The 20,514-nt window shown below is 62.5% G+C and carries 21 protein-coding genes; 11 read left to right on the forward strand and 10 right to left on the reverse strand.

Features of this window, described 5'->3' with window-relative positions:
- Nucleotides 1-2 precede the first annotated feature (2 nt).
- The 4 genes from ACE3PR_RS08005 to ACE3PR_RS08020 form a co-directional block, all read right to left on the reverse strand.
- Nucleotides 3-875 (reverse strand): ABC transporter permease, encoded by an 873-nt coding sequence (locus ACE3PR_RS08005; protein WP_374370248.1) that lies wholly within the window; start codon nucleotides 873-875, stop codon nucleotides 3-5.
- A gap of 143 nt (nucleotides 876-1,018) precedes the next feature.
- Complete coding sequence (locus tag ACE3PR_RS08010; RefSeq protein WP_374370251.1) at nucleotides 1,019-2,164, reverse strand: PotD/PotF family extracellular solute-binding protein; 1,146 nt, start codon at nucleotides 2,162-2,164, stop codon at nucleotides 1,019-1,021.
- A gap of 110 nt (nucleotides 2,165-2,274) precedes the next feature.
- A complete protein-coding gene (locus tag ACE3PR_RS08015; protein ID WP_374370254.1) occupies nucleotides 2,275-3,417 on the reverse strand; it encodes an ABC transporter ATP-binding protein in 1,143 nt (380 codons plus the stop codon).
- A 186-nt stretch (nucleotides 3,418-3,603) separates the two neighbouring features.
- The gene (locus ACE3PR_RS08020) at nucleotides 3,604-4,332 is read right to left on the reverse strand and encodes a Bax inhibitor-1 family protein (RefSeq protein WP_374370257.1); all 729 of its coding nucleotides are present in this window, start codon (nucleotides 4,330-4,332) and stop codon (nucleotides 3,604-3,606) included.
- Between the two features lie 184 nt (nucleotides 4,333-4,516).
- On the opposite strand from ACE3PR_RS08020, the gene trpS reads away from it, so the two are divergent.
- The 6 genes from trpS (at nucleotide 4,517) to ACE3PR_RS08050 (ending at nucleotide 9,995) form a co-directional block, all read left to right on the forward strand.
- On the forward strand, nucleotides 4,517-5,551 hold the full coding sequence (gene trpS / locus ACE3PR_RS08025; RefSeq protein WP_374370260.1) for a tryptophan--tRNA ligase: 1,035 nt from the start codon (nucleotides 4,517-4,519) through the stop codon (nucleotides 5,549-5,551).
- A 108-nt stretch (nucleotides 5,552-5,659) separates the two neighbouring features.
- Nucleotides 5,660-6,700, forward strand: coding sequence for a DUF2333 family protein (locus ACE3PR_RS08030; protein WP_374370263.1), 1,041 nt, complete (start codon nucleotides 5,660-5,662; stop codon nucleotides 6,698-6,700).
- A 257-nt stretch (nucleotides 6,701-6,957) separates the two neighbouring features.
- A complete protein-coding gene (locus tag ACE3PR_RS08035) occupies nucleotides 6,958-7,872 on the forward strand; it encodes a sulfite exporter TauE/SafE family protein (RefSeq protein WP_374370771.1) in 915 nt (304 codons plus the stop codon).
- A complete protein-coding gene (locus ACE3PR_RS08040; protein WP_374370266.1) occupies nucleotides 7,872-8,615 on the forward strand; it encodes a TIGR02186 family protein in 744 nt (247 codons plus the stop codon). Before ACE3PR_RS08035 ends, ACE3PR_RS08040 begins: the two co-directional genes overlap by 1 nt.
- A 36-nt stretch (nucleotides 8,616-8,651) precedes the next feature.
- Nucleotides 8,652-9,173 (forward strand): universal stress protein, encoded by a 522-nt coding sequence (locus tag ACE3PR_RS08045; protein WP_374370269.1) that lies wholly within the window; start codon nucleotides 8,652-8,654, stop codon nucleotides 9,171-9,173.
- A gap of 333 nt (nucleotides 9,174-9,506) precedes the next feature.
- Nucleotides 9,507-9,995, forward strand: coding sequence for a FecR domain-containing protein (locus ACE3PR_RS08050; RefSeq protein ID WP_374370773.1), 489 nt, complete (start codon nucleotides 9,507-9,509; stop codon nucleotides 9,993-9,995).
- 21 nt (nucleotides 9,996-10,016) lie between these two features.
- Here the strand turns inward: ACE3PR_RS08050 and ACE3PR_RS08055 are convergent, their stop codons facing one another.
- Together ACE3PR_RS08055 and ACE3PR_RS08060 are read right to left on the reverse strand one after the other, a co-directional pair.
- Complete coding sequence (locus tag ACE3PR_RS08055) at nucleotides 10,017-10,946, reverse strand: threonine/serine dehydratase (RefSeq protein WP_374370272.1); 930 nt, start codon at nucleotides 10,944-10,946, stop codon at nucleotides 10,017-10,019.
- An 18-nt stretch (nucleotides 10,947-10,964) separates the two neighbouring features.
- A complete protein-coding gene (locus tag ACE3PR_RS08060; protein WP_374370275.1) occupies nucleotides 10,965-11,408 on the reverse strand; it encodes an Lrp/AsnC family transcriptional regulator in 444 nt (147 codons plus the stop codon).
- 225 nt (nucleotides 11,409-11,633) lie between these two features.
- Here ACE3PR_RS08060 and ACE3PR_RS08065 point away from each other — a divergent pair, with 225 nt between their 5' ends.
- Nucleotides 11,634-12,821 (forward strand): MFS transporter, encoded by a 1,188-nt coding sequence (locus ACE3PR_RS08065; RefSeq protein WP_374370277.1) that lies wholly within the window; start codon nucleotides 11,634-11,636, stop codon nucleotides 12,819-12,821.
- A 139-nt stretch (nucleotides 12,822-12,960) separates the two neighbouring features.
- Nucleotides 12,961-13,410: a phosphorelay protein gene (locus ACE3PR_RS08070; RefSeq protein WP_374370280.1), complete on the forward strand. Its 450-nt coding sequence runs from the start codon at nucleotides 12,961-12,963 to the stop codon at nucleotides 13,408-13,410.
- Here ACE3PR_RS08070 and ACE3PR_RS08075 read toward each other — a convergent pair.
- The 4 genes from ACE3PR_RS08075 to ACE3PR_RS08090 all read right to left on the reverse strand — a co-directional run bounded on the left by ACE3PR_RS08075 (nucleotide 13,407) and on the right by ACE3PR_RS08090 (nucleotide 15,466).
- Nucleotides 13,407-13,964: a demethoxyubiquinone hydroxylase family protein gene (locus ACE3PR_RS08075; protein ID WP_374370283.1), complete on the reverse strand. Its 558-nt coding sequence runs from the start codon at nucleotides 13,962-13,964 to the stop codon at nucleotides 13,407-13,409. The two genes, ACE3PR_RS08070 and ACE3PR_RS08075, sit on opposite strands and share 4 nt — an antisense overlap.
- Entirely contained in the window at nucleotides 13,961-14,479 is a 519-nt protein-coding gene (locus ACE3PR_RS08080; RefSeq protein ID WP_374370285.1) for a disulfide bond formation protein B, read from the reverse strand. Before ACE3PR_RS08080 ends, ACE3PR_RS08075 begins: the two co-directional genes overlap by 4 nt.
- A 38-nt stretch (nucleotides 14,480-14,517) precedes the next feature.
- The gene (locus tag ACE3PR_RS08085) at nucleotides 14,518-15,096 is read right to left on the reverse strand and encodes a YqaA family protein (RefSeq protein WP_374370288.1); all 579 of its coding nucleotides are present in this window, start codon (nucleotides 15,094-15,096) and stop codon (nucleotides 14,518-14,520) included.
- A 100-nt stretch (nucleotides 15,097-15,196) separates the two neighbouring features.
- Complete coding sequence (locus ACE3PR_RS08090) at nucleotides 15,197-15,466, reverse strand: usg protein (protein ID WP_374370291.1); 270 nt, start codon at nucleotides 15,464-15,466, stop codon at nucleotides 15,197-15,199.
- Between the two features lie 381 nt (nucleotides 15,467-15,847).
- On the opposite strand from ACE3PR_RS08090, the gene groES reads away from it, so the two are divergent.
- The 3 genes from groES to ACE3PR_RS08105 all read left to right on the forward strand — a co-directional run bounded on the left by groES (nucleotide 15,848) and on the right by ACE3PR_RS08105 (nucleotide 20,421).
- Entirely contained in the window at nucleotides 15,848-16,168 is a 321-nt protein-coding gene (groES, locus tag ACE3PR_RS08095; RefSeq protein ID WP_374370294.1) for a co-chaperone GroES, read from the forward strand.
- A gap of 53 nt (nucleotides 16,169-16,221) precedes the next feature.
- Nucleotides 16,222-17,874: a chaperonin GroEL gene (gene groL / locus ACE3PR_RS08100; RefSeq protein ID WP_374370297.1), complete on the forward strand. Its 1,653-nt coding sequence runs from the start codon at nucleotides 16,222-16,224 to the stop codon at nucleotides 17,872-17,874.
- Nucleotides 17,875-18,096: 222 nt separating this feature from the next.
- A complete protein-coding gene (locus tag ACE3PR_RS08105) occupies nucleotides 18,097-20,421 on the forward strand; it encodes a hypothetical protein (RefSeq protein WP_374370300.1) in 2,325 nt (774 codons plus the stop codon).
- The last annotated feature ends 93 nt before the right edge of the window (nucleotides 20,422-20,514 follow it).

The raw sequence follows: 20,514 nt of genomic DNA on the forward strand, positions 1-20,514 counted from the left end.
CCTCAGACCAGCGAGACGTCGCGGCCGCCCTTGGCGCGCGTCGCTTTCAGATAGAGGGTCACGGTCACGATCATGATCGCGACCAACGCCATGGCGCAGGCCGAGCCGAAAGGCCAGTTGAGGCTCTGCAGGAACAAATCCACCAGCGCATTGCCGATGAAGAAGACCTTGCCGCCGCCCAGCATCTGCGGAATGAGGTATTCGCCCATGAGGAGGATGAAGACCAGCATGCAGCCGGTGATGACGCCCGGCGCCGACAAAGGCAGGGTCACCTGGCGGAAGGTCGCGAAAGGGGCGGCACCCAGATCCTCCGAGGCTTCCAGCAGGCGCTTGTCGAGTTTCTCCAGGCTGACGAAGATCGGAAACACCATCAGCGGCAGATAGGCATAGACGATGCCGACCAGCACGGCGAAGGGGGTGTTGATGAAACGGACACCCTCGATGCCGATGTAATCGAGGAGCTGCGGCAGACCACGCCCGCCCAGGATGAACATCCAGGCATAGGTGCGGATGAGAAAGCTGGTCCAGAACGGCACGATCACCAGGATGAGGAGAAAGAGCCGCGCCCGGGGACTGGCCTTCACCGCGAGATAATAGGCCAGCGGATAGCCGGCCAGCAGGCAGATGAGTGTTCCGGCGGGCGCCAGCGTCAGCGTGTTCTGAAACGCCGTCCAGCGCGCGCCGAGATTGAGATAGTTGTCAAAGGTGAAGGCCGCTTGATAGCCGCCGGTCTCGGCCCGCTCGCCCACCGAGTAAACCAGCACGACGATGAGCGGCAGAATGAGCAAGGCCAGATACCAGAAGGCACTCGGCGCCAGCAGGGCATAGGCCCAGCAGCGGCGATGGCGTTCCTGGCTGATGGCGGCATTGGTCATGGCAATGTTCCTGAACCCTCGCCCCGCGAGAGCGGGGAGAGGGCAGGGTGAGGGGTGGATGATTTCGGTCTGGTCGTTGCGCCCCTCACCCCAACCCCTCTCCCCATTTCATGGGGCGAGGGGCCTGGATGGGGAGCAGCCTCTTACGCCGATTTGAACCGCGCCATGATCTCGGCGCGGGCGGGGTTGGTCAGCACGTCGCTGGCGCCGAATTCCAGCGGGCTCAGCAATTCCGCCGCCGGATACATGATCGGATCGTTGGCGATCTCCGGCGGCAGCTTGGCGATGACGCGCTTGTCGGCCACCGGATAGCCATGGACCATCAGCTCGGCTGTGTTGACCGTGGGATCGAGCAGGAAGTTGATGAGCGCATAGGCACCCTTCTTGTTCGGTGCCGCTTTCGGCACGGCATAGAAATCCGACCAGATCTCGCCGCCTTCCTTGCCCAGCACATAGACGATTTCGGGAATGTCCTTGTGCAATTGCTTGCCGTCGCCGGTCCAGGCGACCGACATCCAGGCATCGCCATTGCGCATGCCGGGCTGGTAATCGCTGCTGATGGCAAAGAGATGCGGCTTCACTTCGAGGAGCAGCTTCTCGGCATCGGCCAGTTCCTTCTCGTCATTCGAGTTGAAGGAATAGCCGAAATATTTGAGCGCATTGCCGATGGTGGTGAGCTGGTAGTCATGCACCATGACGCGGCCCGAAGCCTTGTCCTTGGTGACGTCCCAGAATTCCTTCCACGATGTGAGCTGGCCCGGCAGTTCCTTCGTGTTCTGTACGAAGCCGGTGGTGCCCCAATCCTTGTGGAGTGCATAGATCTTGCCGCCGATCGTACCCGGCTCGGTCATGCGCGGATCGGAATAGGAGGCGGGATCGAAATTCGGGATCTGCGCCGTGTCCAGTGGATCGATGAGATCGGCATCGACGTAATTCTGGATGGTGTAATTGGTGGGCACGAAGACGTCCCAGCCGGTGCCGCCCGCTTTCAGCTTGGCGTACATCTCTTCATTCGAGCCGAACACGGTGAGTTCCACCGCGGCACCGGTGAGTTCGGTGAATTTCTCGAGATTGGCGGGATCGTGGTAATTCGGCCAGGAGGTCAGCGAAACCTTGTCGCCGATTTCGCCGGCGGCAAAACCCTGGCGCGGGCGCAGGCCGGGCACGGTGCCGGCCAGCACCGCCATCGCGGTGCCGAGACCCGTCACCCCCAGGAAATGGCGGCGCGAGATCGAGCCCATCTGATAGCGCCGCAATTGGGCGATGAATTCCTTGCGTGGATCGGTCATCTCAACTTCTCCCTTGATTGTCGTAAAGCCCCAAACCTGTCGTCACGACGCGGTGTTCTTGTGGTTCTCCGGGTGCGGCCGCCGGCGTCATCGGCGCATCGGAAGGACGGTCATTCTTCGGCCAGGATCAGCGCGCGCTCATGGCTCCAGCCCATGACCACCTGGTCGCCCGGCTCCAACCCCTGCGCCTGGCCGGCCGATTTGGGGAGGCGCACGAGCACCGCCCCGAGGCCTTCAGCCTCGATCTGGAACTCGCTGTGATCGCCGAGATAGATACGGTTGAGGAGGCGGGCCGGGCGCGTGATGTCGAGCCCCGCCGGGACGGCGCTCGGCCGCCACAGCCCGATCGCTTCCGGGCGCAAGGCGATGGCACCGCGTTCGCCCGCGCGCAAACGCTGGCCGAGACGGCTGAAGGGGGCGCGCAAGGTCAGGCCGCTTGCCGTCATCAGCGTGGCGCCGTTTTCGTCGCTGCCCGCGACCTGGCCGGTGAAGAAATTGGATTCGCCCACGAAATCGGCGACGTAGCGGTTGACCGGCGCGTCATAGAGCTCTTCCGGGCTGCCCAATTGCACCACCTTGCCGTCCTTCATGATGCCGATCGTGTCGGACATCGAGAGGGCTTCTTCCTGATCGTGGGTCACCAGGACGAAGGTGATGCCGACCTCGCGCTGCAGGTTCTGCAATTCGATCTGCATCTCGCGCCGCAGCTTCCGGTCAAGTGCTGCCAGCGGCTCGTCGAGGAGAAGCACCGTCGGCCGGTTGACGAGCGCCCGGGCCAGGGCCACGCGCTGCTGCTGGCCGCCGGAAAGCTCCCAGATGCGGCGGGCGCCCAGATGCGGCAGGCGCACCAGTTCCAACGCTTCCGCCACGCGCCGCGCGATATCGGCATCGTCGAGGCGCGGCTTTCGCTGCCGCAGGCCATAGCCGACATTGGCCGCGACATCCATATGCGGGAACAGGGCGTAATGCTGGAACACCATATTGACCGGGCGGCGATAGGCGGGAACACCGACCACCGATTGGCCGGCGATCTCGATGGCACCTTCGCTCGGCTGCTCGAATCCGGCGATGAGGCGCAAGGTCGTGGTCTTGCCGCAGCCCGATGGGCCAAGGAAGGAATGGAACGAGCCGCGCTTCAGCGCGAAACTCACATCGTCGACCGCCTTCACATCGGCGAAATGTTTGACCACCGAGCGAAACTCGACGTCATAATTCCCGCCCGACGCGCTTTCTGCCGCCGCTTCTGCTGCCACGAAACCCGCACTCCCTGTTTCGGGGACGAGCACTCATTCACAGGCGGCGCCCGTTCCACCGGAAACGAGTCGTAGCGCGTTTGCCGCCAAATGAAAAGCGGCTACATGTTTTTCATTTTTGCGGGTGGAGAAAGAAAAACGGCGGCGCTTTTGGCGCCGCCGTTTCCGGTCTTTTATGCGGGCTGCTTACTCGCGATTACCGAGGAAGCGCAGCATGAAGAGGAACAGGTTGATGAAGTCCATGTAGAGGACGAAGGCGCCGAGGATCGACTTCTTGGTCGCCACCTCATGGCCGTCGGCTTCCCAATAAAATTCCTTCACCTTTTGGGTGTCGTAGGCGGCAAGACCCGTAAACACCAGCACACCGATCGCCGAAATGGCGAATTCGAGGGCGCTCGATTGCATGAAGAGGTTCACCACCATGGCGATGATCAGGCCCCAGACACCCATCACCAGGAAGGTGCCCATCCCGGAGAGGTCTTTCTTCGTCGTATAGCCCCACAAGCTCATGCTGAGGAAGGTGGCCGCCGCGATGAAGAAGGTCTTGACGATCGAGGCCGTGGTGTAGACCGCGAAGATATAGGAGAGGCTGAGCCCCATCACCGCCGCGAAGACCCAGAACAGGATCTGCGCCGTGCTCGACTGCATCGCATGGATGCGCATGCCGAAGAAGAAGGCGAAACCCAGCGGCGCCAGCATCACGACCCACGCCAGGGGCGTGCCATAGATGGCGGCCAGCATGGCTTCGTTATTGCCGACGAGATAGGAGATGATGCCGGTCAGCGCCAGGCCACCGCCCATATAGGCGTAGACCCTCTGCATATGCGTGCGCAGGCCTGCGTCGATCGCTGCCGTCTGGGCCCGGGCATAGCCCTGGGTCCGGTTGGCAAATTCATGGTTCGGTCTGGTGACCATTTTTGTTCACTCCCCGTTCTATCCAATGCCGCATCATGTCGCGGCTGGAAAGGAATTTAGGGCGAAAGGGGCGAAAATCAATCCCCCGCCGGCCGCGTTATGCCGATTTCCGCCGATGAAAAACGATTGCGGAGCGGGCGGTTAGGCGCCATAAACCGGCCCGCAACAAGGGGATCCGAGGATCATGAAGGGCCGAATTTTCTCCGGCGTGCAGCCGACCCATACCCTGCATCTGGGCAATTACCTGGGCGCCGTCCGGAATTGGGTGCGGATGCAGAAGGAATTCGAGTGCATCTTCTGCGTGGTCGACATGCATGCGATCACGCTGTTTCAGGAACCCCAGGCCCTCCGCCAGAACACCCGCGAGGTAACGGCGGCATTTATGGCGTCCGGCATCGATGTCGCGCATTCCATCATCTTCGCCCAGAGCCAGAACCGGGTTCACGCCCAATTGGCCTGGATCCTCAATTGCGTCGGCCGGGTGGGCTGGCTCAACCGCATGACCCAGTTCAAGGAAAAGGCCGGCAAGGACCGCGAGAACGCCTCTGTCGGACTCTATACCTATCCCGTGCTGATGGCGGCCGACATTCTGGCTTACCGGGCGACCCACGTGCCGGTGGGCGAGGACCAGAAACAGCACCTGGAGCTTGCCCGCGACATCGCGCAGAAGTTCAACAATGATTACGGCGTTGACTGCCTGGTGCCGCCGGAACCGGTGATCGGCGGTCCGGCGGCCCGAGTCATGTCCTTGCGGGACGGCTCCAAGAAGATGTCGAAATCGGATCCTTCCGATTACTCCCGCATCAACATGACCGACGATGCCGACACGATCGCCTTGAAACTCCGCAAGGCCAAGACCGATCCGGGTGCCTTGCCCGGCACCGAAGTGCTCAACGAGAAGGGCCTGGTCAGCGCCGAGGCCGAGGACGCACGGCCCGAAGCTTTCAATCTGCTGGCGATCTACGCGGCACTCTCCGATCAGCCGATCGCCACGGTGATCTCGGATTTCGCCGGCAAGGAATTCTCCGGCTTCAAGCGTGAGCTTACCGATCTTGCCGTTTCCGTCCTGGGCCCGATCGGCGCCGAGATGAAACGTCTCCTCGACCACCCGGCCGAGATCGATGCGGTTCTCGCCAAGGGTGCCGCCCGTGCCCGCGCCCTCTCGGAACCGATCCTCAAAGAAATCGAGGATACGGTGGGTTTTCTCTCGGCCAAGTAGAGCGACTGAGAACGGCGCATTGCTTTCGCCCTCAAGCCTCCCTATCTGGTAGGGGTATTGCCGGATTGCGGCAGCCCAATGCCCAGATAGAGCGAGCGCCCGATCTCCATGAGCGACGAGTTTGCCAATCCCCAACCGACCACCACCGGCTGGCGCCGTTTTCTGCCGCGCCTCTCCCTGCCACGATTTTCCATGCCCGGATTGTCGCTGCCGCGCAGTGAAAGCGGGCGCAGCCGGCTGATGACCGGGTTGCGCTGGGGCGGCGGCATCATCCTCGCCACCATGCTGCTTTATTATCCCGTCGGTGCTGCCTTCGTGCACCGGATCAATGATGACGTTGCCTTCAATCCCGGGAATGTGCCGGCCGAGGCCAGCGCCGCCGTGGCAACCGCCGCGGCGCTCATCGACCGCGAGGTGAACGCGACCGCCTGGCCCGGCAACGATCCCTGGTTCTTCCCGGGGGCCATCCTCGACAACATGCCGAACTTCCAGGCCGGCGAAATCCAGGCCCTGCAGCGCGTGGTGACGGAACTTCGCGACCAGATCGGCCGCTCGCGTGGCACCTCCTCGACCGATCCGGCGCTGCAGAACGCGGCCAGCGCCATCAACACCCGGCCGGACATCTGGTATTTCGATCTCAACAAATCCTGGGCGCCGCTGACGCCCTCGGTCACCTATTACCGCGACGCCATGAAGTCGCTCATTGATTTCAACACGCGCCTGGTTTCCGGTCAGGCGGTGTTCGAGCGCCGCGCCGACAATCTCCTCTCCACGCTGGAACGGATTTCGCAGGATCTGGGTGCCGCTTCCAACAAGATCGATCAGGAGATCGACGCCGAATCCGCTGCCTGGTTCGATACCGGCGCCGACGACATCTTCTATTTCAACAAGGGCCAGCTCTATGCCTATGGCCTGCTGCTCAATGCGCTGGGGCGCGATTTTCAGCCGATTCTCGCCGAAAAAGGTGCGGGCACGGTCTGGCAGCGCATGGTTGAATCGATGCTGGAAGGCGCCAAACTGCAGCCGCTCTTCGTCATCAACGGCGAACCCGGCTCGATTGCCCAGCCCAATCACCTCGCGGAACAGGGCTTCTATCTGCTGCGTGCCCGCGCTCAGCTCGGCGAGTTGCAGGACATTCTGCAGAAGTGATTTTTCGCCGAAGTGATTTTTCGATGGAGCCAGTTTGCGAAATCTCCGCGAAATCGGGGTAATTCGACGGATCGCGCCTTCCCCTTGGAATCGCTGTGATTTAGAGTGCTCCGGAGTGGTCGCGCTTTCGAGTCGCGACTTTCGTTTCGGGCCGAATTGGCGACGGCGGCGTAGATAGATCATGGTTCGGTCGCGCTCCCGTCTTCTGGGGGAAGCGTGTGACCTGGGCGACTGCCATCCTCGATTGGTTTCTGGGGCTGCAGATCTATCTGCCGATCGCCGAAGTTGCGCTCAATGTCTTCCTGCTGCTGGGCCTGGGTGCCGGGGTGGGTGTGCTTTCCGGCCTGTTTGGCGTCGGTGGCGGTTTTCTCCTCACCCCTTTGCTGATTTTTGTCGGCGTGCCGCCGGCGGTCGCCGTGGCGACGCAATCCAACCAGGTGGTGGCTTCCTCGGTCTCCGGCGTGCTCGCCCATTGGGCGCGCGGCAATGTCGATTTCAAGATGGGTGCCGTCATGCTGGCGGGCGGCATCGGTGGCTCCAGCATCGGCGTCATTATCTTCACGCTGTTGAAGGAACTGGGCCAGATTGACCTCATCATCGCCATCGCCTACGTCATCACCTTGTCTTCGATCGGCATCATGATGGCGATCGAATCCGCCAATGCGCTCGCGAAGACCCGGCGCGGCAAGCTGCCGACCAAGCTGCATCAGCACAATTGGGCGCAGGGCCTGCCCTTCAAGATGCGCTTCCGCAAGTCGCGGCTCTATATCAGCGCGCTGTTGCCGGCGGGGATCGGCTTCATCGTCGGCATCATGTCGGCCATCATGGGTGTCGGCGGCGCCTTCCTGCTGGTCCCGGCCATGATCTATCTCCTCGGCATGGCGACCGGCGCGGTGGTCGGCACCTCGCTCTTCCAAATCATCTTCGTCCAGGCCTGGGTCACCTTCTGGCAGGCCAACAACAACCAGACCGTCGATATTCTCCTGGCGCTCATCCTCACCATCGGCGGAGTCGTGGGTGCCCAGATCGGCGGCCGGCTGGGCGCCAAGCTGCCCGGCGAACAGCTTCGCTTCCTGATGGCGATTGTCATTCTGGTGACCGCCGGCGGCATGCTCTACGAATTGGTGGCGCGGCCGGCGGAATTGTTCTCCGTCATTGTCGGCGGCTATTGATGCGAATCCGTCACATCATCGCGGCCCTGCTGGTGAGCTTCCTGGCGCCGGTCCTGCCGGCCCTGGCGCAGACGCCGCTCATCGCCGATCTCGACGATCACCTCATCGCCATCACCACGGGCTTTGCCGGTGCCGATGTCCTGCTCTTCGGCACCACCGACGGGCCGGGCGACGTCATCGTCGTGGTGAAGGGTCCGGTCGACGCGGTCGATGTCGTGCGCAAGGAACGTGTTGCCGGCATCTGGATCAACCGCAAGAGCCTTGGCTTCCAGAACGTGCCGGCCGTCTACATGATGGCAAGCTCGAAGCCGATCGAGGAATTGCTCCCCGAATCGCTCCGCGCCAATTACCAGATGGGGATCGAGAATATCCGCCTGGTGGCCGTGGCGCCCGAGGATCCCGATCTCGCCACCTTCAGCGACGCCCTCATCCGCACCAAGCAGACCACCGGCCTCTTCTCGGCGCAGCCGGCGCGCATCCTGTTCATCGGCGACCGGCTGTTCCGGGTCAATCTCCGGGTTCCCTCCAGCGTGCCCACCGGCACCTATCTGGCCGAGGTCTATCTGGTGCGCGATCAGAAGATCGTCGGCGCCCAGACGACGCCGCTGGTGATCAGCAAGATCGGCTTCGGCGCCGATATTTACGATTTTGCCCATCGCCATGCCGCCGCTTATGGTGTCATCGCCGTGCTGGTGGCGCTGTTCGCCGGCTGGCTGGCGCATCTTGCCTTCCGCCGCCGGTAAGGTAAGGCTGCGCCTGAAGCAACGAGGATAAACGGGATGAGCGAGACAACCGGACCCAAGCCCGCCGAGAGCGGTACCGAGGAAGCCCGGCCCAGCATGGGCCGCGTCTTCCTGGTGGTGATCGACGAATCGCCGGAAATGAAGGTGGCGCTGCGCTATGCCTGCCGCCGCGTCGCGAAATCCGGCGGCCGGGTCGCCATGCTCTATGTCATGGAGCCGGCCGATTACCAGGAATGGGTCGGCGTCTCCAATCTGATGCGCGACGAAGCGCGCCAGCAGGCCGAGGCGATCATGCAGAAGATGGCGGGCGAGGTGCAGAAGCATGCGGGCTCGTTCCCGATCCTGCATTTCCGCGAAGGCGACCGCCAGGACGAGGTGCTGAAACTGATCGACGAGGAACCCTCGATCTCGATCCTGGTCCTGGGTGCCGCGACCGGTCCCAAGGGACCGGGACCGCTCATCACCTCCCTTACCAGCAAGCAGGTCGGCAAATTGCGCATCCCGATCACCATCGTGCCGGGCAATCTTTCCGACGCCGATATCGAAAGCATCGCCTGACGGGCGTTTTCCTGCACAGGGGTGTGGGAATCAGTCAGGCGCCTGCGTTGCGATGTGATAGCCGTCATGGTCGCGCGGCGACCCGGCCTCCATTATCATGATGACTCATCGGATGCGTTGCGGCGTATCGTTTGTGGAGGCAGGGTCATGCTGGGTTCGATCATCTCGCGGCAATCTTTCCTGCGCCTGGTGGCCGGTTGCGGCGCGGTCGCGCTGGCGCCGCGCTTTGCGCGCGCCGACGGCGCCGTGGCCGGCGCGGTCGCGCGGGTCCGCGGCACCGTTTCCGTGAAACGTGCGGATGGCCAGTTGCCACTCAACGAAGGTGACACCGTGATGGTGGGCGATGTGGTGACGACGCTCGCCGAGAGCCGTTTGCGGCTTTCGCTCAAGGACGGTTCGCAGATCAATCTCGGTGAGCTCACGCGCCTCACCATTGCCGAATTCGATTTTGCCGAGGAAACGATGTCGCGTCAGGCGGCCTTCGATTTGCAGGCGGGTCTGTTGCAGGCGATCACGGCCAAGGCCGGCGCCGGTTCCAGTTTTATGATCCGCACCGGCAATGCGGTGGCGGCGACTCGCGGCACCGACTGGATCGTCGAGGCGAAGAAGGCCGAGACCGTGGTCATGGTACGCGAGGGCAAGGTCGAGGTTCAGGAATCCGCCTTGGGCTTCCGTTCGCTGCCCAGCGCCGACCAGGACAAGGCGCTGCTGCTATCGGCGGGTGAGACCACGATCATCGGCAAGCTCGGCGCTGGTTTGGGTCCGCAGAGGGCTGATGGTGCCAAGCTGGAAAAATACCTCGCCGCCCTCGCAATGGAATGAGTCGGGCAATGGCGCGACCGGTCAGGCGGCGAGGCTCGCTGGATCCACATTGCCGCCGCACAGGATGACCGCGATCTTTTCACCAAAAGCCGGCTTGTAGGCGCCCGAGAGCAAGGCTGCCAAGGCGGTGGCGCCGCCGGGTTCGCTCATCAGGCGCAAATCGCGCCACAGCACCTGTTGCGCGGCGCGGATGGCATCGTCCTCGACCAGCACCACGCGCTCGACATGTTCCTTGGCGATGGCGAAGGGGATCTCGCCGACGCGTTTGGCACCCAGCGAATCCGCGGCCAGACCGCCCACGTCGACATCGACCGGCTGCTTGGCGGCAAAGGCGCGCTGCAAGGTAGGGCAGGCGCTGGGCTCGACGCCCACCACGCGCACGCGGCCCTGGAACCAGGCGGCGACACCACCGATAAGACCGCCGCCGCCTACCGCCACCAGCACGGTATCGAGCATGTTGGTCTGCGCGTCGAGCTCACGCGCCAGCGTGCCTTGGCCAGCCACCGTTGCCGGCGCGTCATAGGCATGAATGGCGAGCGCGCCGGTTTCCACGGCATGTGCTTGCGCGGCGACGAGCGCATCGGCATAGGCGCCTGGGATGACATGCACCTTGGCGCCGAAGCTTTCGATGCGCGTGATCTTGGCGGGGCTGGCGAGGGCGGGTACGAAGATCTCGGCCTTGTGGCCCAGCGCCTGGGCGGCGAAGGCCACCGCCGCGCCGTGATTGCCGCCCGATGCCGCGATGACGCCCGCTTTGGGCACGTCGAGCGACAGCAGGGAATTGAAGGCACCCCGTGCCTTGAACGAGCCGCTATGCTGCAGCAGTTCCAGCTTCAGCGTCAGCTCGGCATGACAGCCGAGAGCGCCCGGTTCCAGGGTCAGGATCGGCGTCCGCCGCACATGGTCCTGGAGCCGCCGCGACGCGGCCTCGATTTCTTCCGACCAGTTCACCCCATCCGCTCCCGAATCTTAATGCCGTTCGACGAGGGTCGAGAGCAGGATCGAGGACGTGGTGCGCTGCACGCCGGGCAGATGGCCGATCCGGGTCAGGATCTCGTCGAGATGGGCCGCGTTGCTGGCCGCGACGATGGCGACCGCATCATAGGAACCCGAAACGGTATAGGCGCTCTGCACCTCGGGCAGTTTTTTGAGCGCGGCCACCGCCTGGTCATGCCCCTTGGGATCGACCGAGAGCAGCACATGGGCGCCCACACCCGGCGCCTCGCCATCCTTGCCGACCACCAGCGTATAGCCGGCGATGACGCCATCGCGCTCCAGCCGCTTCAGCCGTTCCTGCACGGCGCTGCGGGAGAGGGAGAGTTGCCGCCCCAAAGCCGCCGTGGGGGTGCGGGCATTGCCACGCAAGAGCGTGATGAGCTTGCGGTCGGTATCGTCCAGGCTGCGTTTCGCCATATTATCCGTCGAATTGCCGGTAAGTTTATTTCTTGTCGCGCTTTTGGGCGCGGAAGGCAAGGATCACGATGCGCCGGAAGACCGCCGCTTTGACCCCACCAGCCCCCCCACCAAGCCATGCCGAATTCCCGTCCATGCCATGCCGCTTCCGCTCGGGCGATCAATCGGGCGGTGTGTTAAGCATCTCTACCCGCCGCTGCAACCTTTTTCCCGCATCAGAGCCACATGGCCGTCGATTATCCCCCCCTCCCGGTTTCCAGGCGCAAGCCGGGTGCGATCGTTTTCGCCGTTCTCTATATGCTGGAATCGACCACGCGGGCGCTGGCTTTGACCATGATGCCGCTGCAGGCGCGCATGATTTTCGGCGACGATGCCAAGGTCTCGGCGGTCTATTTCGGCATCACCATCTTCGGCCTCCTCGCCGGTTTCGGCGTCCCTTTGCTGATTCACCGCTTCCGCCGCCGCTGGGTCTATGCCGCGGGCTTGGCCGTGGGCGGGCTGGCTCTGGTGGCGCTCTCCTTCGAAAATCCCTTCGGCCAGATCAGCGGCCAGATCATGCGGACCTTGTCCGGCACGGCCTGCATCATCGCCCTCACCCTCTATGTGCTGGACTTCATCCCCCGCGGCGATCTCGTGCGTTACGAACCCTTGAAGCTGTTGCTGGGCTGCCTTCCCTGGGGACTCGGTCCCTGGATCGGCATCGAACTCTACGAGGCCTATGGGCCCTGGGCCGTGGCGGGGCTGGGCATGGCGGCGGCATTGGCGGCGATCGCCCTCTTCGGATATCTGCGCTTGACCGAAAATCCGGCCGTGGCCGCTGCGACCAAGCCGCCGCCCAATCCGCTGGCCAGTATCGGCCGCTTCGTGGCGCAGCCGCGTTTGCGCCTCGCCTGGCTCATCGCCTTCGGTCGTTCCGGCTGGTGGTCGCTGTTCTTCGTCTATCCGGCCCTCTATTTCGATGCCCATGGGGTCGATCCCACCTGGTCGGGGGCACTGGCGGGCGGGGCCAATCTGCTGCTGGTCTTCTCGCCGCTGGTCGGCTGGCTCGGCCGGCGCTACGGCATCCGGCGGCCGATCATGGTGGCGTTCTTCGCCGGCGGCCTCCTCACCATAGCGGTGCCGCTTTTCTTCGGCAGCCCGATCATGGTCGGAATCATGCTGATGCTGGCGGCGGTCTTTGTCGTCATGCTGGATGCGCTCGGCAATATTCCGTTCCTGCGGGCGGTCAAGCCGCTCGAACGGCCGCAGATGACCTCGGTCTTCCGCACCTATATCGATCTTGGCAGTCTGCTGCCCTTCGCGGTCTTCACCGCTTTGCTGCATTTTTTCGACCAGCGCGCGGTCTATGTCTCCTACGGCCTTCTGATGCTGGTGGTCGGTCTCTTTGCCACCTATCTGCCGCGGCGCCTCTAAGGTCTTGATGCCAACGGACTATGCCGTTTGCTGCGAAGAGGTTACAGTACGGGAATTGCAGGCAATCGGGCCCGGCGGCCCACCAGGAAACCCCGCCAGGAAAATCCGCCGGGAAACCCCGCTAGGAACCATGGGCTGAATGGGCGACGAAAAGAGTAACGACCGGGCAAGCGAGATGGCCCGCATGCTGGCCCGGGCCGAGGCCGCGGTGGCCGATCTCGCCAAGAGCTATACCGGCTGGGCCACGGCCGATGTCGACAAATGCGCCGAATTCCTGGCGGCCGCCCGCGCTGCCGCTCCCGAGGCACGGGTCGCTTGCGCCCGCGACATCCATGCGGTCGCCCACAACATCAAGGGCCAGGGGACGTCCTTCGGCTATCCGCTGATGACCAGGCTCGGGCAATCGCTCTGCCATCTCACCCGCCGCAAGCCCGGTTTCGACGACGGCGATCTCGACCTCATCGGCGCGCATCTCGACGCCATGCGCCTGGTCCTCACCAAGGAAATCCGCGGCGATGGTGGCGAACTCGGCAACAAGCTGGGCCAGCGCCTGGAAGAAAAAGTCCGCGCGGCGGTGGAAGAGGCCTAAACCCGCTCTGCCAGCCAGATGGCAAGGCGCGAGCCCGCCTTGATGGCGCCGGAGAGAAGTTCGTAGGCGGGCGCTTGCTCGGCGCCGTGGGCAAGCCCGGTATCGCGGTGCTCGACTTCCTCGGCGCGGAATTGGGCGATCTTTTCGGTGATCTCGGGTTCGGATTCGCCCAGGGCCGCGTTCTGCTGGCGGTAATGCTCGTCGATCACTTCCTCGACCGCGACCGTGCAGGCCATGGCGGCCTTGGGTCCCATCAGCGCGGTGGCGGCACCCAGGGCAAAGCCCGCCACATGCCAGATCGGAAACAGCACCGAAGGACGCGCGCGGCGCTCGACCATCAGCTTCTCGAAGGCTTTGAGATGCACCAGTTCCTGTTCCAGCATGTGCCGGATGACCTGGCCTTCGGGCTTGCTGCCCAGCACCGCCAATTGCCCCTCATAGATTCGCTTGGCGCCGTATTCGCCGGCATGATCGACGCGGATCACGCGGTCCAGCAATTGGTCGTGGCTGAGATCGCCGGGCAGGCGCGGCGCGCGCGTGGTTTCCGTCGTCATGCGCGATCACCCTTCAACAAATTGCGGGCGCCCCAGAAAGCGAACAAAGCGAGGCCCAGCGCGAAGAGGCCATTATAACCGGCCATCGAGATGCCGAACATTTCGAACGCCGCCTCGTCGCAGCGTGTCACCGGCGCGTTCATGATGGCGGCTTCGAGATCGGCCCCGCTCAGGCCGGCGATGCCACCGCCGACACAGGCGCCGCTCCCCTCCCACCATTGCTGCTCGACGCCCACATGGAACAGGGCGATGCCGGCGCCGATGAGGGCGGCGATGCCGGCCAAGGCCAGCAGAATCGCCCGGTAGCGCTTGTTGCGCCCGGCGAAGATGGCGGCCAAGGCGAGGGCGATGGTCGCCCAATGGGCGCCGCGCTGCCACAGGCAGAGATGGCAGGGGGCAAGGCCGAAACCATATTGCGCCAGCCAGGCGACGCAGAGGGCGGCCAGGCCGAGGCCGGCCACCAGCCAGGGCACGTGAGCGGGTTCGATGAAAGCTGTGCGGCGATGGGTCGGCACGGTCGTTTTCTCCGCTGCGAAGGTCGGCAGGCTAGCGCCTAGAAGAGATAGCGCAATGCGACGAAGCCGCCCACCACCAGCACGAAAAAGAGCGTCGTGACCAGCGTGAGCCGTCTTTCGATGAATTCGCGCACGGGCTCGCCGAAGTAATAGAGCAGGCCCGCTACAAGGAAAAACCGCCCGCCGCGCGTCACGATCGAGGCGGCGATGAAGACCTTGAGGTCGAAGGCGGCCATGCCTGAGGCGATGGTGACGACCTTATAGGGGATCGGCGTCATGCCCTTGATGAGGATGATCCACAAGCCCCATTCCGCGAACATCGCCTGGAAGGCCGCCATGGCATCGCCATGGCCGTAAAAGGCGAGAATCGCCGTGCCGAGGCCCTCCAGCGCATAGCCGATGAAATAGCCGGCGATGCCGCCCACCACCGAGGCTGCGGTGCAGACGCCGGCGAACACCCAGGCGCGCTTGCGGTTGGCCAGCACCATCGGCACCAGCATCGGGTCCGGGGGGATGGGAAAGAACGAGCTTTCGGCGAAGGAGACAGCGGCCAGCGCCCAGAGTGCCTTGGGGCTTTCGGCCAAGGCCATGATCCAATCGTAGAGGCGACGCAGCAAAGGGGAACCCCGGGCGCTGGAATTGGCGGAATCGATCTGCGCAACCCTCGTATCAGGTCATTCGCACCCGCACAACTGCGCGGCCGGCCGCTTTGCCGTGCTAGTGCAGGCTCAGCAGCGCGCCGGCATGGCGCCATTCGCCGGGCGAGATGATCTCGGTCTTGGCGAGCTTGATGGAATGCAGCTTGCCGTCGAGGTTGCGGCTCCAGAAATCGAGGAATTTGTGCAAAACGGGGAGGCGCGGGGCGAGGTCGTAATCCTGCCAGAGATAGCTCTGCAGCAGGCCCGGGTGGTCCGGCATGTGATAAAGGATCTCGGCCGTGACCAGGCGGTAATCGTTGAGTTGCAGGTTGAGCGCGCGCCTCTCCATATGACCTCCTCAATTTGGTGGATGGGCTGGATGAACCTTTCTTGAAATTTCCTGCGGCGATTCGTTAACACCAGGATGCCGCAGGATTTGCTAACAACAAATAAAAATCTGCGTAATTACAGTAAGTTAGCACTCAGTTCGCGCGATTGCTGCCAGGGTTAAGGCAAAATGCTGCACTGCAGCATGAGTGTCCCGGTCAAGCACCTGAAAAGATTCAGGGTTTCAGCCCCTTGACGCCAGTAGGGCCTTGTCCTACATGGCTTGGCACTCGCCTGGTCTGAGTGCTAACAGCGCCGCTCGCAAGGCTGCACAAGGCACGACAAAGGGTCCAGGCGCGCTTAGGGAAACGTTTCATTTTTCAGAGATTTACGGAGGGTCACCATGAAGTTCCGTCCGCTCCACGACCGCGTACTCGTGCGTCGTATTGAGGGCATTGAAAAGACCGCTGGCGGGATCATCATCCCCGACACGGCCAAGGAAAAGCCGCAAGAGGGCGAAGTCATCGCCGCCGGCGCTGGCGTGAAGAACGAAGACGGCAAGTTGACGCCGCTCGACGTGAAGGCGGGCGACCGCATTCTGTTCGGCAAGTGGTCGGGCACCGAAGTGAAGGTCGACGGTGAGGATCTCCTCATCATGAAGGAATCGGACATCCTCGGCATCATCGAGGGCACCGCTTCCGGTTCGAAGAAGAAGGTCGCGTAAGCATCTTTTGATCGCGCCGCTTCCATCGACAATCCATTCAGGAGTTATTCAACATGGCTGCTAAAGACGTACGTTTTTCCGCCGATGCCCGTGAGCGCATGCTCCGCGGCGTCGACATCCTCGCCAATGCGGTGAAGGTGACCCTGGGCCCGAAGGGCCGCAACGTGGTCATCGACAAGGCCTTCGGCGCGCCGCGCATCACCAAGGACGGTGTGACGGTCGCCAAGGAAATCGAATTGGCCGACAAGTTCGAGAACATGGGCGCCCAGATGGTGCGCGAAGTGGCCTCGAAGACCAACGACCTCGCCGGTGACGGCACCACCACCGCGACCGTGCTGGCCCAGGCCATCGTGCGCGAAGGCGCCAAGGCCGTCGCGGCCGGCATCAACCCGATGGACCTGAAGCGCGGCATCGACTTCGCCGTCGAAGCCGTCGTCGAAGACATCAAGAAGCGCGCCAAGAAGGTCTCGACCTCGGAAGAAATCGCCCAGGTCGGCACCATCTCGGCCAATGGCGAAAAAGACATCGGCGCCATGATCGCCAAGGCGATGCAGAAGGTCGGCAACGAAGGCGTCATCACGGTTGAAGAAGCCAAGGGCCTCGACACCGAGCTCGAAGTCGTCGAAGGCATGCAGTTCGACCGCGGCTATCTCTCGCCGTATTTCATCACCAATGCCGAGAAGATGATCACCGATCTCGACAATCCGTACATCCTCCTGCACGAGAAGAAGCTCTCGAACCTGCAGGCGATGCTGCCGATCCTCGAAGCGGTGGTGCAGTCGGGCCGACCGCTGCTCATCATCTCGGAAGACGTCGAAGGCGAAGCTTTGGCGACCCTCGTCGTCAACAAGCTGCGCGGCGGCTTGAAGGTCGCGGCCGTGAAGGCTCCGGGCTTCGGCGATCGCCGCAAGGCCATGCTGGAAGACATCGCCATCCTCACCGGTGGCCAGGTCATCTCGGAAGACCTCGGCATTAAGCTCGAGACCGTCACCCTCGACATGCTCGGCAAGGCCAAGAAGGTCGTGATCGAGAAGGAAAACACCACCATCGTCGACGGCGCCGGCAAGAAGAAAGAGATCGAAGGCCGCTGCTCGCAGATCCGCGCCCAGATCGAGGAAACCACCTCCGAATACGACAAGGAAAAGCTGGCCGAGCGTCTTGCGAAGCTTGCTGGCGGCGTTGCCGTCATCCGCGTCGGCGGTGCGACCGAGGTCGAGGTGAAGGAGCGCAAGGACCGCGTTGACGACGCCATGCACGCCACCCGTGCGGCGGTCGAAGAAGGCATCGTCGCCGGCGGCGGCGTGGCCCTTCTCTATTCGATCCGTGCCCTTGAGAAGATCAAGGTCGACAACGACGAGCAGAAGGTCGGTGTCGAGATCATCCGCCGCGCGCTGCAGGCGCCGGTCCGTCAGATCGCCGAGAATGCCGGCGTCGACGGCGCCGTCATCGCCGGCAAGCTCCTGGAAGGCAAGTCTACCAACTGGGGTTACAACGCCCAGACGGCGGAATTCCAGGACCTGGTGAAGGCCGGCGTCATCGACCCCGCGAAGGTCGTGCGTTGCGCCCTGCAGGACGCCGCTTCGGTGGCCGGCCTGCTGATCACCACGGAAGCCATGATCGCCGACCGTCCGGAGAAGAAGGGTGGCGCCGGTGGCGGCGCCCCGGATATGGGTGGCATGGGCGGCATGGGTGGCATGGACTTCTAAGTCCGGCCTACCAGCCTTTCCAAAAGACCAACCCCGCGGCAGCGATGCCGCGGGGTTTTTCTTTGGGGAAGATCCCGCGGAAATCTATCCATGCAGACAAAGATTGTGTCTGGTGTTGACAGTCTCGTTTTAGGGGAATTTACTTTAAGTTGATTGGGGGCGATCCATAACAACTTACTAACTCAGGCTTGGCCGCGCGGCGAAGAAGGATCGCGTTGCCACATGTCCGCCCCTGATCGCTGCAACGATCGCGAACAGAAAAATGGGGGCGGGGACATGTTGCATCATCGATTTGGCACTTTTCGGCGGCCGCAATTGTGGCTGGCGGCATTCGGCTTCAGCGTCGCAAGTTGCACGCCCTTCTACGATCAGCCCACAAGATCCACCTCGCATTTCGAGGCGGCGCGCATTCTTCTCTCGCAACGTTCGGTCATTCCCTGGTCCGAGATTGCGCCGCAACTGGCGCCCGGTTTCGAGAAGGTGAAGGGCGATGACATGTACGCCAAGGTCCTGCCGATCACCCAGATCGGAGCCCAGCAAATCCTGAGCTCGTTCCTGGCCCAGCTGGAGCTCAGCCTGCCCGGCAGCACGACGTCGATAGCCAAGACCACGGATCTTGCGACCGGCGCGGTTTCCGGGACCGAGACCGAAACCAAGAGCTCCGGCGAAATTCCCGAACTGGGTGCGGCGCCTGCCCAGCCCAATGCGAAGGATATCCCCACGCTGCTGGCCGAACTCGGCAAGCTCAAGAATGACCCGGTGCTGAGCTACGAATTGGCGGCGGGCCTCGTCCAGCGCGTGGCACTGCTCAATCAGGAACTGCAGAAACTCTATATCGATCAGGGCAAGCAGGCCTTCCTGGTCGGCATGGACCTCGATGTGCAGCCCTACAAGCGCAACCAGCCCTACGACGTCTTCGTCGATATCTCCTTCTTTCCCTATCAGCAGATATTTCCGCCCGAAAGGGCCGAGCCTGCCTGCATGAATGCTGAGTTGCCCGAGGTGTTCCCCCTGCTCCACATGGACAATCTTGAACTGGAGGCAAAGAGCAACGCCGTCCAGAACCTGACCCAACTCAACCTCGCGCTGAGCGGAGTCATCAGCGGGGTTGGTGCCGCGGCCAATACCGCCTACAAGCGCGACGCCATCCGTGCGCTCGTCGGCAATGACCGCAACAGCCTCTTCACGCTCGGAAAATCCAGCATGAATACATTGGCGGCGCGGATCGGTGCCTTGCGCCAAGTGCAAGTCGAATACGAGATGCAAGCCCAGTCACATCGCATCTACGCTCTGATGGTGGTGCCGAAGGCGTATCTGAAATGTGGAACCCCTGCGCTGCATGTTGTCGCTCAATCAAGCTTAACTGACGGAAAATCCGCGCGTCGCCTGCCAATGTATACGGACAGGGAATTCCTGACGGTCGTGGCGGAGAAAATGGAATATTATGGCGTCAGTCTTCGTGACCTGTCGCTTGACGATCCACGAATTGTCGATATGCGTGTAGCGGTGACGAGCCGTGACTTCTCCACTTTCGTCGAACGCCTGACCTCAATTGTCAAATTTCCGAACACTGAGCAATGGCCAGAAGCGGAAAGACAAGAGAAAGAAAGACTAGAGAAAGAAAGACTAGAGAGAGAAAAAAATGGCACGCCTGCTGAATCTCAACCGCCGACGATTCCAGCGATGACATCTGACGAGGTTGAGGCTCGATCAATTGCCGATATCGTCTGGCAGGATATCCAGAATCTCGAATCGAGCTATGGTCTGACCTATGAAAAAATCTCGCTGCCAAGCAGCAAGAAGGATAAGCCGAACGAGCTTGTGCCCGCTACACAAACCGTTATTGCCAGAATCGCCGATGCTTCGACCAAGGTGACGCTCGTCGATACGCAGCGCGCATCGTCGGCGACCGATTACAATTATAGCGGAGAGCTCCGCATTCTACCGGGAGGGAAAACCGATCCGGACGTACTGCTCAGTACGTCGCCCGCTCAATTGAGCGAGCCGACTCATGCCTTCGTTTTCACATTTCCATCCTTGGACGAACTCGGTTACGAAAAAGACATCAAAGGCGGCGCTGCGCTGAGCTTCCGATTGTTGGCAAAGCCGAAAGAGCCGGATGCACCCGCGCCGACCGATGGCGCTGCGGACGAAAAGCCAAAGCTCCAGCCCTGGGATGCCAGCTACCGCGTTCGGTTCGTTCACAAAGAATGGCAGAACAATGTTGCGCCGCAATTGGCCGTGATCAAGCCTGCCAAATACATCGTGGCAAATGCCGGCACCGGCAAGGCCGAGATAAAGGCCTATATCGAAATGAAAGGACTGGCGCGCGTCGAGGTTCAGGTCGTCGGGGCGGATTCCGATTCGGATCCCCAGAACAAATTGGCGCTTACCTTTTCGCAGGCGATCGACCTCAAGCTAGGTGGACTCACGGATGGAGCGACGCTGCGGATTAATGCCATCGGCTATGATGACCAGAATAACGCCGTCGCCACGGCGACCTCAGGCGATCTCACGGTTCGGGCTCAGGCTCAGAAACAGCCATAGCCGTTCATGGGGCGTGAATATTGCGATTGCCGACGGCCATATTCTCGGGGTGGCTGGCGGCAATCGCACCCTGTGAACCTTCGCTCCCGTCCG

The sequence above is a fragment of the Dongia sp. genome, assembly GCF_041909655.1.
Classification (GTDB): domain Bacteria; phylum Pseudomonadota; class Alphaproteobacteria; order Dongiales; family Dongiaceae; genus Dongia.